This window comes from Microbacterium sp. NPDC012755 (assembly GCF_042901325.1).
Taxonomy (GTDB): domain Bacteria; phylum Actinomycetota; class Actinomycetes; order Actinomycetales; family Microbacteriaceae; genus Microbacterium; species Microbacterium natoriense.
This window is the reverse complement of record NZ_JBIBCT010000002.1, coordinates 64,064-77,187: the sequence shown is the minus strand read 5'-3', so window position 1 is coordinate 77,187 and position 13,124 is coordinate 64,064. Positions and strand designations below refer to the sequence as shown.

Annotated in this window: 10 protein-coding genes; 3 read left to right on the top strand and 7 right to left on the bottom strand. The window is 71.9% G+C overall.

The features are described from left to right. The first annotated feature begins 30 nt into the window (after nucleotides 1-30). The 3 genes from hrpA (at nucleotide 31) to ACFY5A_RS17540 (ending at nucleotide 5,701) form a co-directional block, all read left to right on the top strand. Nucleotides 31-3,861: an ATP-dependent RNA helicase HrpA gene (gene hrpA, locus ACFY5A_RS17550; RefSeq protein WP_387236155.1), complete on the top strand. Its 3,831-nt coding sequence runs from the start codon at nucleotides 31-33 to the stop codon at nucleotides 3,859-3,861. Nucleotides 3,862-3,956: 95 nt separating this feature from the next. After that, a complete protein-coding gene (locus ACFY5A_RS17545) occupies nucleotides 3,957-4,901 on the top strand; it encodes a zinc-binding alcohol dehydrogenase family protein (protein WP_387236152.1) in 945 nt (314 codons plus the stop codon). Continuing rightward, entirely contained in the window at nucleotides 4,898-5,701 is an 804-nt protein-coding gene (locus ACFY5A_RS17540) for an alpha/beta fold hydrolase (RefSeq protein WP_387236149.1), read from the top strand. The genes ACFY5A_RS17545 and ACFY5A_RS17540 overlap by 4 nt, the downstream gene beginning before the upstream one ends. Nucleotides 5,702-5,704: 3 nt before the next feature. Here ACFY5A_RS17540 and ACFY5A_RS17535 read toward each other — a convergent pair whose 3' ends face one another. The 7 genes from ACFY5A_RS17535 to ACFY5A_RS17505 are packed head-to-tail and all read right to left on the bottom strand — an operon-like array spanning nucleotide 5,705 to nucleotide 13,048. After that, entirely contained in the window at nucleotides 5,705-6,313 is a 609-nt protein-coding gene (locus tag ACFY5A_RS17535; RefSeq protein ID WP_387236146.1) for an alkylhydroperoxidase domain protein, read from the bottom strand. Further along, complete coding sequence (locus ACFY5A_RS17530) at nucleotides 6,310-6,894, bottom strand: CMD domain protein (RefSeq protein ID WP_387236143.1); 585 nt, start codon at nucleotides 6,892-6,894, stop codon at nucleotides 6,310-6,312. Before ACFY5A_RS17530 ends, ACFY5A_RS17535 begins: the two co-directional genes overlap by 4 nt. Further along, on the bottom strand, nucleotides 6,891-7,907 hold the full coding sequence (locus ACFY5A_RS17525) for a putative FMN-dependent luciferase-like monooxygenase (RefSeq protein ID WP_105672307.1): 1,017 nt from the start codon (nucleotides 7,905-7,907) through the stop codon (nucleotides 6,891-6,893). Before ACFY5A_RS17525 ends, ACFY5A_RS17530 begins: the two co-directional genes overlap by 4 nt. Continuing rightward, a complete protein-coding gene (locus tag ACFY5A_RS17520) occupies nucleotides 7,904-9,595 on the bottom strand; it encodes a dipeptide ABC transporter ATP-binding protein (RefSeq protein ID WP_387236140.1) in 1,692 nt (563 codons plus the stop codon). The genes ACFY5A_RS17525 and ACFY5A_RS17520 overlap by 4 nt, the downstream gene beginning before the upstream one ends. Further along, complete coding sequence (locus tag ACFY5A_RS17515) at nucleotides 9,592-10,470, bottom strand: ABC transporter permease (RefSeq protein ID WP_387236137.1); 879 nt, start codon at nucleotides 10,468-10,470, stop codon at nucleotides 9,592-9,594. Before ACFY5A_RS17515 ends, ACFY5A_RS17520 begins: the two co-directional genes overlap by 4 nt. Then, nucleotides 10,467-11,414, bottom strand: a complete 948-nt coding sequence (locus ACFY5A_RS17510; protein ID WP_387236134.1) for an ABC transporter permease — start codon at nucleotides 11,412-11,414, stop codon at nucleotides 10,467-10,469. The genes ACFY5A_RS17515 and ACFY5A_RS17510 overlap by 4 nt, the downstream gene beginning before the upstream one ends. Next, nucleotides 11,414-13,048, bottom strand: coding sequence for a TIGR04028 family ABC transporter substrate-binding protein (locus tag ACFY5A_RS17505; RefSeq protein WP_341941626.1), 1,635 nt, complete (start codon nucleotides 13,046-13,048; stop codon nucleotides 11,414-11,416). The genes ACFY5A_RS17510 and ACFY5A_RS17505 overlap by 1 nt, the downstream gene beginning before the upstream one ends. Between the last annotated feature and the right edge of the window lie 76 nt (nucleotides 13,049-13,124).

Sequence of the window (13,124 nt, the reverse complement as noted above, 5' to 3'; positions counted from 1 at the left end):
GCGCTCGATCCCGGCATACGATGGAGGGCTATGTCTTCTCCCGTGATCTCCTACCCCCCTGAGCTGCCCGTCAGCGCGGCCAGGGAGGAGATCGCCGACGCCATCCGCGACCACCAGGTCGTGATCGTCGCCGGTGCGACGGGATCGGGAAAAACGACGCAGCTGCCGAAGATCTGCCTCGAGCTGGGCCGTGAGCGCATCGCCCACACCCAGCCGCGCCGCCTCGCCGCGCGCACGATCGCCGAGCGCGTCGCCGAGGAGCTGCAAGTCGAGCTCGGCGGCGCCGTCGGCTACAAGGTCCGCTTCACCGACCAGGTCTCCGACGCCACGCGCATCGCGCTGATGACCGACGGCATCCTGCTCAACGAGATCCACCGCGACCGGCTGCTCCGCCGCTACGACACGATCATCATCGACGAGGCCCACGAGCGCTCCCTCAACGTCGACTTCCTGCTCGGCTACCTCGTGCGGATCCTCCCCGAGCGCCCCGACCTCAAGGTCGTCATCACCTCGGCCACGATCGATCCGGAGAGCTTCGCGGCGCACTTCGCCGATGCCGACGGGCGCCCCGCGCCGATCATCGAGGTCTCCGGCCGCACCTACCCCGTCGAGGTCCGCTACCGCGCGCGCACCGAGGAGACGGAGGACGACGAGGTCGCCGAGATCGTCACGGCGCTGCGCGAGCTCGACCGGGAGGCCCCGGGCGACGTGCTCGTGTTCCTCCCCGGAGAGGCGGAGATCCGCGATGCGGCCGACGCGGTGCGCGGCGCCTACCGCTCGCAGACCTCGCCGGTCGAGGTGCTGCCCCTGTACGGGCGGCTCTCCGCCGCCGAGCAGCACCGGGTCTTCGAGCGCTCCACGGTCGCGGGGCTGCGGCGTCGCGTCATCCTCGCCACGAACGTCGCCGAGACCAGCCTCACGGTGCCGGGCATCAAGTACGTCGTCGACACCGGCACCGCGCGCATCTCGCGCTACAGCAACCGGTCGAAGGTGCAGCGCCTGCCGATCGAGCCGGTGTCGCAGGCGTCGGCCAACCAGCGCTCCGGTCGCGCAGGGCGGACGAGCTCCGGCATCGCCATCCGCCTGTACGGCGAGGACGACTACGACAAGCGCCCCGAGTTCACCGAGCCCGAGATCCTGCGGACGTCACTCGCCTCCGTCGTGCTGCAGATGCTGTCGCTCGGCTTCGGCGACATCACCGAGTTCCCCTTCCTCACCCCTCCGGATTCCCGCGGGGTCAAGGCCGCGTTCGATCTGCTCACCGAACTGGGAGCGGTCGCCGACGGCAGGCTCACCCGCATCGGCCGGGACCTCGCGCGGATGCCGATGGACCCGCGGTTCGCCCGGATGCTCGTCGAGGCCTCACGCACCGGCGTCACCGCCCAGGTGCTGCCGATCGTGGCCGGCCTGACGATCCAGGACGTGCGCGAACGCCCGTCCGCAGACGCCCCACAGGGGGTGCGCGACGAGGCGGAGCGGATGCACGCGCGCTTCGCGGATCCGACCAGCGACTTCCTCGCCGTGCTGAACCTGTGGAACCACCTGCGCGAGCAGCAGCGGGAGCTCGGCTCCAGCGCGTTCCGTCGGATGTGCCGCAGCGAGCACCTGAACTACGTGCGCGTGCGGGAGTGGTTCGACGTGCACCGGCAGCTGCGCTCCCTGGTGCGCGAGAAGGACGGCTCCGGCACCGCCGACCCCGACGCGATCCACAGGGCGCTCCTGTCCGGGCTGCTCTCGCAGATCGGCATCATCGACGAGCGCAGCACCGGCAAGGGCAGCACTCCGAAGAAGCGGACGGTGTCTGAGTACCGCGGGGCCCGCGGCATCCGCTTCTCGATCTTCCCCGGGTCAGGGCTGCGCAAGAAGAGCCCGCGCGCCGTGATGGCGGCCGAGATCGTGGAGACCTCGCGGACGTTCGCGCGCACGGTGGCCGAGATCGACCCCGCATGGGCCGAGTCCCTCGCCGGAGACCTCGCGAAGCGTCAGATCAGCGAACCGCACTGGTCGAAGGATGCCGGAGCGGCCGTCGCCTTCGAGAAGGTGACGCTGTTCGGCGTGGAGATCATCCCCCGGCGCCGCGTGCAGTTCGCCCGTATCGACCGCGCCGCCTCTCGGGAGATGTTCGTGCGGCACGCGCTCGTCGAGGGCGAGTGGGACCCGACCCGGATCGACAGGAGGGTGAGCGCGTTCTGGCGCAGCAACGCCGAACTGCGCAAGCGCCTCGAGAAGCTGGAGGAGCGCGAGCGCCGCCGCGACATCCTCGCCGGAGACGAGGCGGTGTTCCGCTTCTACGACGAGCGCATCCCGTCCGACGTCTTCGACGTGCGGTCCTTCGAGAAGTGGTGGCGCGAGGCCCTGACGTCGACGCCGAAGCTCCTCGTGATGCGCGAGGCCGATCTGCTCGACGACGACGGCCGCGCGGACCAGAGCGAGTTCCCGACCCGGTGGACGCAGGGCGACCAGGTGCTCGGGCTCGCCTATCGCTTCGAGCCCGGCGCCGCCGACGACGGCGTGAGCGTCGTGGTGCCGCTCGCACTCCTCGCGCAGATCGAGGACACGGGCTTCGACTGGCAGGTGCCCGGACTGCGCGCTGAGCTCATCACCGGACTCCTGCGCGCCCTCCCGAAGGCCATCAGACGGCACGTGGTGCCCGCAGCGGACTGGGCGGAGAAGTTCGGCGTCGAACTCGCAGGACAGGGACCGGAGTCGCACGACGGCCGCCCGTCACGCACCCTCAAGGAGGCGCTGGCCCGTCTCATCCAGCCGCTCGCCAACCAGCTCGTCTCGGCTGCGGAGTTCGAGGACGATCGGGTGCCGGCGCATCTGCGCATGAACTTCCGCGCGGTCGATGAGCGCGGACGCGTGGTCGGCTCCGACCGCGACCTCGCCGCGCTGCAGAAGGGTCTGGCCGACCGCGCGCGCAGCAGCGTGGCTCGTTCGGTCGCCTCCCCTCGTCCCGCGGGCGCGAAGGGACCGTCGGCACCGGCCGCCACGGCCTCCATCGAGCGCAGCGGGCTCACCACGTGGACCTTCGGCGATCTCCCCGAGGTGCTCGACACCAGGGTCGCCGGCGGAGTCGTGCGCGGATACCCGGCGATCGTCGACCAGGGCAGGACCGTCGCGGTGCGGGTCGAGGCGACGGCGGATGCCGCGGCGGCGGCGACCCGCGACGGCGTGCTGCGCCTCGTGCTCCTCGCCGTGCCGACGCCCTCCTCGTACATCCAGGAGCACCTGACCAGCCAGGAGAAGCTGGCGCTCGCGGCATCCCCGTACCAGAACGCGGCGGCGCTCATCGAGGACGCCCGCACCGCCGTCGCCCGCCGCGTGCTCGATGCGCGAGGGCCGCTGCGCACCGAGGCCGCGTTCGCTCAGGCGAGGGACGCCGTGTCCGAGACGCTGGTCGACGACCTGTTCGCGTGCGTGTCGCTGGTGGCGCGCATCCTCACGAAGGCGCGCGAGGTGGAGCGCGGCATCAAGTCGCAGAACTCCCTCTCCCTCCTCGGGCCGCTGAACGACATCCGCACCCAGCTCGCAGGGCTCCTGCACCCCGGGTTCATCTCGGCGGCCGGTGTCGACCGGCTGGCGCACTTCCCGCGCTACCTCGACGGCATGCTCGACCGGCTGAAGACGCTCGCGAGCGAGCCGGGCAAGGATCGTTCGCGCATGAGCGAGTTCGAGCGGATGGCGAAGGCGTTCGAGGATGCCGGCGGCACGATCCCGCTCGCCGCCGACGCCGCGCCCGCCCTCGTGGAGACGCGGTGGCTGCTGGAGGAGTACCGGATCAGCGTGTTCGCGCAGCGCCTCGGCACCGCGCAGCCGGTGTCACCGCAGCGCATCACGAAGGCGCTCGCGGCCCGCTGAGGGGTTGCCGGAGCTAGCCTGGAGACATGGCTCGCGCGATCGTCTACACAGCGCCATCCGCCCCCTTGATCGGTTCCCGGAGCTAGCCTGGACGCATGGCTCGCGCGATCGTCTACACAGAGTTCGGTTCCCCTGACGTCCTCCACCTCAGCGACATCCCCGACCCGGTCGCTGGTGCCGGCGAGGTCGTCGTCCGCATCGAGGCAGCGGGGGTGAATCCGATCGACGCGAAGCTCCGCGGAGGCAGGAGGCCCTCGGCCCCGATCACCGAGCCGCGCAGAATCGGCTTCGATGGCGCCGGCGTGGTCGAGGCCATCGGCGAGGGCGTGGAGGGGTTCGCCGTGGGAGACCGCGTCGCGATCCGCGACACGCTCGGCACCTACGCCTCGGCGCTCGCGGTCCCGGCTGCTCATCTCGCCCCGCTCCCCGACAGCGTCACCGTCGCCGAGGGCGCGGCGATCGCGATCCCCGCAGGTACGGCGTATCAGGCGCTGCGCTCACTCGCCGTGACCGCCGGCGACGTCCTCCTCATCCACGCGGGCTCCGGGGCTGTCGGCCAGGCGGCCGTGCAGTTCGCGGTGGCCTGGGGTGCGACGGTCATCGCGACAGGGAGCCCGGCACGACACGATCAGCTGCGCGAGCTCGGCGCGATCCCCGTCGCCTACGGGGACGGGCTGCTCGATCGCGTGCGCGCCGCCGCGCCGCACGGAGTGACCGTCGCCCTCGACTGCGCAGGCACCGACGAGGCGATCGAGACCTCGCTCGCCCTCGTCTCCGACCGCGACCGCATCGCGACGATCGTGCGCGGACCGGACGCCGCGTCCTTCGGCATCCGCGCGTTCTCCGGCGGATCGCCGATCCCGCTCACGGAGCAGGAGCTCGCCTGGCGCGCCGAGGCGCTGCCCGCCACGATCGCGCTCATCGCCGCGGGCGACTTCACGATCGAGCTCGGTCAGGAACTGCCGCTCGCCGAGGCGGCGCGGGCCCACGAACTCGTGGAGTCCCACGCCGCCGACGGCAAGCTCATCCTCGTCCCGTGACTCTGATCACCGTCGCCTCCGGGCGCGCGCAGCTCGCCGCCGAGGCGACCGGTCACGGCGGCGCCGTGCTGATGATCCACGCCGGTGTGACCGACAGGACATCGTGGGACTCCCTGGTCGCGCGGCTCGGAGACGGTTTCCGCACGGTCAGGTTCGACGCCCGAGGGTACGGGGAGACCGCCTACGAGACCGAGGACGGGTGGTCACCCGTCGCAGACGCGCTCGCCGTCTTGGATGCCTGCGAACCGGGCGCCGCAGTCGTGATCGGATGCTCGATGGGCGGCAGAACGGCGCTCGATCTGGCGCTCGCGCACCCGGACCGGGTGTCGGCGCTCGTGCTCATCGCACCAGCCGTGAGCGGTGCTCCCACGCCCGTACTCGCCCCGAGGGTTGCTGAGCTGGATCGACTGATCGACGCAGCGGACGCCGACGGAGACGTCGATGAGGTGAACCGCCTCGAGGCGATCGTCTGGCTCGACGGGCCGGAACGCCCCGGTCGCGCCTCGCACACGGCCCGCGAGCGCTTTCTGGCGATGAACGGCGTGGCCCTGCGCGCAGCCGATCCGGGTGAGCAGTCCGAGCCTGGTGACGCCTGGACGCGCCTCGGCGATATAGCGGTGCCGACGCTCGTCGTCGTCGGCGACCTCGACCTCGACCACATCCGGCGCTACGCCCTCCACGTCGCCGCGAGTATCCCCGATGCGACGTTCCTCGAGCTGCGGGATGTCGCTCACCTCCCCCATCTGGAGGCGCACGACGGAGCACTCGACGCCGTCGCGGGGTTCCTTGCGGCGCGATGAGGATCAGTCCGGCGCAACCGGACGCCCGATCGACAGCATGAGCCGGTTGGCCCAGTTGAAGAACGCGGCGCCGTGGATGACGTCGGAGATCTCGAGATCGTCGAGACCCGCCGCACGCAGCCGGGCGACCTCGGCGGGGCCGAAGGCGCTCGGAGTGTCGGTGAGGGCGACGGATGCCGCGACCACGGCGTTCCACCGCTCGCCGAGATCGGCGTCCGTCCCCTCGTCGAGCAGGAGGTCGACGTCGTCGGGCCGCTTGCCGTAGTGCGCTGCGAACCGCGAGTGCACGGAGGCGCAGAACACGCAGCCGTTGCGACGAGACGCGGCCGTCGCCGCCAGCTCGCGCTCCGCACGGGGAAGCCCCTCCGCGACGTTGTAGAAGATGTCCTTGTCGACCAGGGTGCGCGCCTTCAGCACCTCGGGGTCGCGCGCCAGCAGCCGGAAGTAGTCGTTCTTCGCGCGCGCCGCCTCGACGAGTCCGTCGTAGTGGCGCTCGGTGAGCTCCTCCTCGGCGAGCGGCGCGAGGTGGGGTCGCCAGCCGACCTCGGCACGCGTGAAGGCGTGCGGATGCGGGGCGTCGTGGTGCACGAGCAGGGAGTCCGCGACGGTCATGCCGCCGCCCCCAGAACGCGGAGGCCGGTGACGACTCGCTGCTGGAAGGCGAGGAAGGAGACGAGCTGCGACAGCGTGACGATGCCGTCGGCCGACCAGCCGGCGTCCAGCAGTCGCTCGATGTCGTCGCCCGACGCCTCGCGCGGCCGGAGCACGAGCAGGTGCGTGTGCGCGAGCGCAGCGGCCAGCCGCGACCCGAGCGCATCGACGACGTCACCGTCCGGCGTGTAGCGGGGCCCGTCCGTGCTCTCGGAGCGCAGCCCCTCCTCCGTGTAGGCGCCGTACGGGCCCGTCGTCGCGGCCTCGGCGGCCTCCGCGAGGACGATCGCCGCTCGCCGCGGGTCGGCGGCGAGCGCGCGGTCGGCGTAGAACGTGCCCGTGGCGTCGGTGTCGCCGGCGAGCCGCGTCGCGAAGGCCGCGACCAGCTCCCGCTCCTCCTGCGAGACGTGCGCGACGGAGACGGGCCGGAACAGCGCATCGAAGCTCGCCTGCAGCTGCTCCCTGGTCACCGGACGGCGGCGCCGCAGCTCGTCGAGCTCGGGCGTCACCCCCGCGATCTGATCGACGATGTCGGTGGTCATGCCTTCTCCTTGATGGTGTCGAGGGTGTAGCCGAGGGCCGGGGCGACCCTGTCGGCGAAGAGCTCGATCGAGCGCAGCACGTGCTCGTGCGGGGCGTCGACCGAGTGCACCTGGAACGCGACCTCCGTGGCCCGCGCGAGCGTGGTGTCGGCGGCGAGCGACTCGGCGACCTCGTCCGGCGTGCCCAGGTGGGTGTCGAGCGCCGCGATGAGGTCGTCGAGGTCGTCGCCGGGGATCGTCTGCCCCTGACTCCGGAAGCCTTCGGCGGCCCGGCGCAGCCCGACCTCGGCGAAGCGCAGCGCCTCGGCCCTGTCATCCGCCACGAACACGGTGCGGGACGCCGTGATCCGCGGCGCGACGCCCTCGGGCAGCGCCTCGAGGTAGGCGTCGATGATCGGGTCCTGCAGTGCCGACAGCGGGGCGTGCAGGTCGTCGGCGCGACGCGGCTGCGTGCGCGAGAGCAGCAGGCCGTGACCGTGCACGCCGGCCCTGTGACCGCCCGGCGCCGAGAAGGTCGCCTGCCAGATGCGGTCGGCGAGCGAGCCGGCATCCGGGTAGAGCGTGTTGTCCGCGCCGATGTCGCGTCCGGCGAGCGCGTCGAGCAGCACACCGAGCTTGCGGTCGTAGGTCGCCGCCTTCGCGCGCACGTCCTCCCCGAAGGGCGCGAACGACGACGGCGTGCCGCCGCTGCCGAGACCGAGGTCCAGCCGCCCACCGGAGAGCAGGTCCGTCACGACCGCGTCCTCGGCGACCCGCACGGGGTCCTCCAGAGGCAGAGTGATGACGCCGGTGCCGAGGCGGATGCTCGTGGTGCGCGCCGCGACGTTCGCGAGCAGGACGAGCGGCGACGGGAGCCCTCCCTCCGCCGCGCGGAAGTGGTGCTGCGCGACCCAGGCGCGGCCGACGCCGTACCTCTCCGCCTGCTGGATCTGCTCCGTCGCGAGCGCGTAGCGCTCCGCCGGGGCGGCGTCGTCGAGCAGCCGGGTGAAGAAGGCGACGGTGGGCGCGGTCATGAGAGGGCTCTTCCTGTGAGTGCGGCGGTGAGTGAGGCTGCCGGTTCGGCTGTGCGCTCGGCTGCGCGTCCCGGGACCGCGGCGAGCAGTTCCCTGGTGTAGTCGTGCTGCGGGTCGCGGAAGAGCTCCTCGGTGGCGCCCTCCTCGACGATCCGGCCGCGGCGCATGACCGAGACCGTGTGGCTGATCCTGCGGACCACCGCGAGGTCGTGCGAGATGAACAGGTACGTGAGCCCGAGCTCCGCCTGCAGCGAGGCCAGCAGCTCGAGGATGCGCGCCTGCACGGTGACGTCGAGGGCGGACACCGCCTCGTCGAGCACGAGGATCTCGGGGTCGATGGCCAGCGCCCGCGCGATCGCGACGCGCTGCCGCTGGCCTCCGGAGAGCTCGCGCGGAGTCCGCCTGGCCAGATCGGCGGGCAGCGCCACCCTGTCGAGGAGGGCGAGAGCGCGCTCGCGCCGCTCGGCCTTCGACCCCACGCGGAAGTTCTGCAGCGGCTCGGCGACGATGTCGGCGACCTGCTGTCGCGGATCGAGCGAGGCGAAGGGGTTCTGGTACACGAGCTGGATCCGTCGTCGCAGCGCCCGCAGTCCCTCGCCGGACACCCCGGTCACGTCCTCCCCGTCCAGCCGTATCGTTCCGGCATCCGCCCGCTGGAAGCGCGTGATCAGCCGCGCCGTCGTCGTCTTGCCCGACCCCGACTCCCCCACCAGCGCGTGGGTCGTGCCGCGGCGCACGCGGAAGGAGACGTCGTCGACCGCACGGAAGCTCTCGCGCCTCTTGACCCGGAACTCCTTCACGAGCCCCTCCGCGACGATCGCGTACGGATCCTCCGCGGCGACGGCGGCGGCATCGCGCAGGAACGGCGGCGCCTCGGGACGACGGAAGCCGGTGACGAACGCCGGGGCGTCGGCGAGGAGCTGCCGCGTGTAGGCGTCGGAGGGGGCCGCCAGCACGTCGGCGCTCGCGCCCTGCTCGACGATGGCGCCGTCCTTCAGCACCACCAGCTGCTGGGCGCGGTCGGCGGCGACCCCGAGGTCATGGGTCACGAGCAGGATGCCGGTGCCCTCCTCGCGCCGCAGCTCGTCGAGCAGATCGAGCACGCGCCGCTGCACCGTGGCGTCGAGCGCACTGGTCGGCTCGTCGGCGATGAGCACGCGCGGACGCAGGGCGATCGCCGTGGCGATCAGCACGCGCTGGCGCATGCCGCCGGAGAGCTCGTGCGGGTACTGGCGCGCCCGCAGGTCGGGGTCGTCGATGCCGACCCGGTCGAGCAGCTCGAGCACGCGGGCGCGGCGACGGCGGCGGTCACGATGGCCGTGCAGGCGCAGGATCTCCTCGACCTGCGCGCCGATCGGCCGCACGGGGTCGAGGGAGGTCACCGGATCCTGCGGCACGAGGCCGACGATCGGACCGCGGATGCCGCGCAGCGCCCGGTCCGACCACCCCGAGACGTCGAGGTCGCCGAGGCGCACCGAGCCCGCGTCGACGCGGCCGCCCTCCGGCAGGAGCCCCAGGATCGCGTGCGCGGTCGTGGACTTGCCCGATCCGGACTCCCCGACCAGGGCGAGGGTCTCCCCCTCGTTCAGCTCGAACGACACCCCGTGCACGACCTCTCGGCCCGCATAGGAGACCCGCAGGTCGGTGGCGGTGAGAACGGTCCCGCCCGTGGGAGCGTTGACGGTCATCGGATGTTCCTTCCGAGACGGTGGCTGATGCGGTTGGCGCTGAGCACGACGGCGACCACGACGAGACCGGGGAGGGCCGTGAGCCACCACGACGTCCCGATGTAGTTGCGTCCCTCCGCGATCAGCAGACCCCACTCCGGGGTGGGCGGCGGGGCTCCGTACCCCAGGAAGCCCAGGGTGGAGATCGCGAGGATCGCGGTGCCGAACTGCAGGGCGGCGAGCGCGACGATCGGCGTGAGCGAGTTCGGGAGCACGTGCCGGCGGAGCACGGCGAAGAAGGTGCCCCCGCTCCCGTACGCGGCCTCGACGTACTCGGTGCGCCGCACCCGCGCGACCTCGGAGCGCATCAACCGCGCGAAGGCGGCGATGCTGCCGAGACCGACGGCGATCGCGGCGTTCACGGTCCCGAACCCGAGGAGGATGATGACCGAGAGCGAGAGCAGCAGTCCGGGGATCGCGAGCAGCACGTCGACGACCCGCATGAGGATGTCGTCGACGATGCCGCCGAGCGCCCCGGCGACCGCGCCGATCAGGGTGCCGAGGCCGAGCCCGACCGTGACGGCGATGAGCGCCCCGGAGAGCGAGTGCACCGACCCGTGCACGACGCGCCCGAACAGGTCCCTGCCGAGGGCATCGGTGCCGAACCAGTGCGCCCCGCTCGGCGGGAGGAGCTTGTCGGCCGGCGCCCCGGAGAGCGGATCCCCCGGAGCGAACGCCCCGGGGATCACGGCCCACAGCACGACCAGCGCGACGAGGGCCACCGCGACGTAGAGGCCCCACGGGCGACGAGGCCGACGGGGTCGACGGAGGGCGACGACCTGGGCGACGTCCTCGGACACCGGCGCGGGGGCGGGAGGAGCGACGAGGGCGGTCATGAAGGGACTCCGATCGCGGGGCGGACACGCTGACGCGGGTCGATGAGCGGGGTGACCAGATCGACGGCGAAGGAGATGAGCACGAAGCCGAGGGCGGACAGCAGCACGACGCCCTGCAGCACCGGGATGTCCTGGTTCGCCACGGCCTGTTCCGTGAGCCTGCCGATGCCCGTGCGTCCGAACACCGTCTCGGTCACGACGGCGCCGCCGACGAGCTCGCCGAACAGGACGCCGGCGATCGTGAGCGCGGGGACGGCCGCGTTGCGCGCGACCGATCGCGTGAGCACCCACGCCGGAGGGGCGCCCTTCGCGCGCACCACGGTGATGAAGGGCTGCGCCTGCACCTGATCGACGGCGCGCACGAGCACCTGGGCGAGAGGAGCCGAGATCGGGACGGCGAGCGTGAGCACCGGCAGGATCAGCCCCCGCACCGGATCGGCGCCCACGATCGGCACCCAGCCGAGGCCGAAGGAGAACACCTGGATGAGGAGGATGCCGAGCCAGAACACCGGCACGGCGACGAAGAGGCCGGGCACCTGACGCAGTCCGTCGCGGAGCCACGCGAACGGGGCCAGAGACGACACGGCCGCGATGAGCACGGCGAGCAGCAGGGCGACGACGAGACCGAGCGCGGCCAGCAGCAGCGTCGCGGGCAGCGCCTCGGCCAGCATCCTGAGCACCGGGGTGCCGAACTGGGTCGAGTAGCCGAAGTCCCCGGCGACGAAGCCGAGGCCCGCGTGCAGGTACTGCTCCCACCACGGCACGTCGGCGCCGTAGGCCGCGCGGATGCCGTCTAGCTGCTCGGGCGAGAGCCCCAGACTCGGGTCGGAGAACTTGATGAGGATCGCATCCCCCGGCAGCAGCTGCAGCAGGAAGAAGGTGGCCGTGAAGGCCGCGATCAGAACGATCGCGGCCTGCCCGGCTCGTCGGAGGACGAAGGCCATCAGTGCTCCTGGAGCCAGACCTCGGAGAAGGTCGGGCGGCCGACCGATTCGGACGCGAAGCCCTGCACGTAGGTCGCCGCGCCGTACACCTGCGGCTCCTCGAACAGCGGGATGACGTACGCCTGCTCGGCGATGTAGTCCTGCACCGCCTGCGACGCCTTCACGCGCTTGTCGGCGTCGGGCTCGGAGGCCACGGCGAGCAGCAGGCGGTCGAGCTCGGCGTCCTCGGAGATGAGCACGTCGCGGTTCTTCGTGAAGAACTGGCTCTTGATCACATCGAGATCGGCGCGGCCGACCATCGAGTGATAGAAGCCCGTCTTGAGCGGATCGCGCGTGTCCTCGGCGTAGCTGCCCGCGTCTCCGGGCTTGACGATCAGCTCGACGCCCGCCTTGGCGAGCTGCTGGGCGACGAGCTCGAGCGTGGCCTTCGACTGCGGCTGCGGCTTGGCCTCGTAGACGGTGATCGAGAGTCGCTGGCCGTCCTTCTCGCGGATCCCGTCGCCTCCGACCTCCCACCCGGCCTCATCGAGGAGCTTCTTCGCCTTCTTGAGGTCGTAGACGTAGTGCTCGGACTCGTCCTTGTAGCCGAGCGCCTCGGAGGAGAGCACCGACGTGGCCACCGGGTAGTTCTCGGTGAAGAGGGTGTCGACCACCTCCTTGGCGTCCACCGCCGCGACGAGCGCCTGCCTGACCGTGATGTCGCTCAGGATCGGGTTCCCCGGGCGGAGGGCGATCGAGTTGTTCACACCGCGGGTCTGCGGCGCGTACAGCGTGAAGCCGGCGCCCGAGACGCGGGCCTCGTCGAAGGCCTGGACGTACCGGACGAGGTCGGCCTGGCCGGCGAGCAGCGAGCCGATGCGCACGGAGTCCTCCGGCGTCACGATCACGTGCACGTCGTCGAGGTACGGGCGACCCTGGTTCGCGGCGCTCTCGGGAGCCCACGCGTAGTCCTTCCGCGCCTGGAGCGTGTACTCGGTGCCGAGCTTCTCCCCCGTCACGGTGAAGGGCCCGGAGCCGATGATCTCGGCCGCGTTGCCGGCGCCGAAGTCCTCGATCGTGCCGTCCAGCGTCTCCGGCGAGAGCAGCCCCGAGTTGATGGTCGACGTCGCCTGCAGGAACCCGGGCGACGGGGCGGAGAAGCGGAACGTGACGGTGTCGTCGTCGACGACCTCGCTGCTGGCGTAGTTGTTCACCGCCTCGGAGACCGTGAGCCCCCGATCCGGGGCTCCGAGCCCGTAGGTGTCGAAGTTCTTCGCGACCGCCGCGGCGTCGAGCGGGGTGCCGTCGGAGAACGTGACCCCGGGGCGGAGGTCGAAGGTGTACTCGGTCGCGTCGTCGTTCACGGTCCAGTCGGAGGCGATCCAGGGCTCGATCTCGAGCGTCTCCGGGTTCTGCCACGTCAGACGAGCGGTGATGTTGTTGACGATGCCGCCGTTCGGGTAGAAACCGGCCTGCGGCGGGTACAGGTTCGTGTACGTCTGGTGCTCGAGGTAGGTGAGCGTGCCGCCCGTGACGGGGTCGCCGCCGGCGGAGGGTGCGTTCGCCGGCGCCGGAGACGAGGCGCAGGCGGCGAGACCGGCCGCCATGACGAGCGGGAGTGCGACGGCGACGGCGCGGACAAGGCGACGATTCATGCGGGGGCCTCCTGGAGGGTTCGGGTATGCAGGGTGCGACTCACGTTAGGGACGAGGGATGCCGGGCGACGATGCG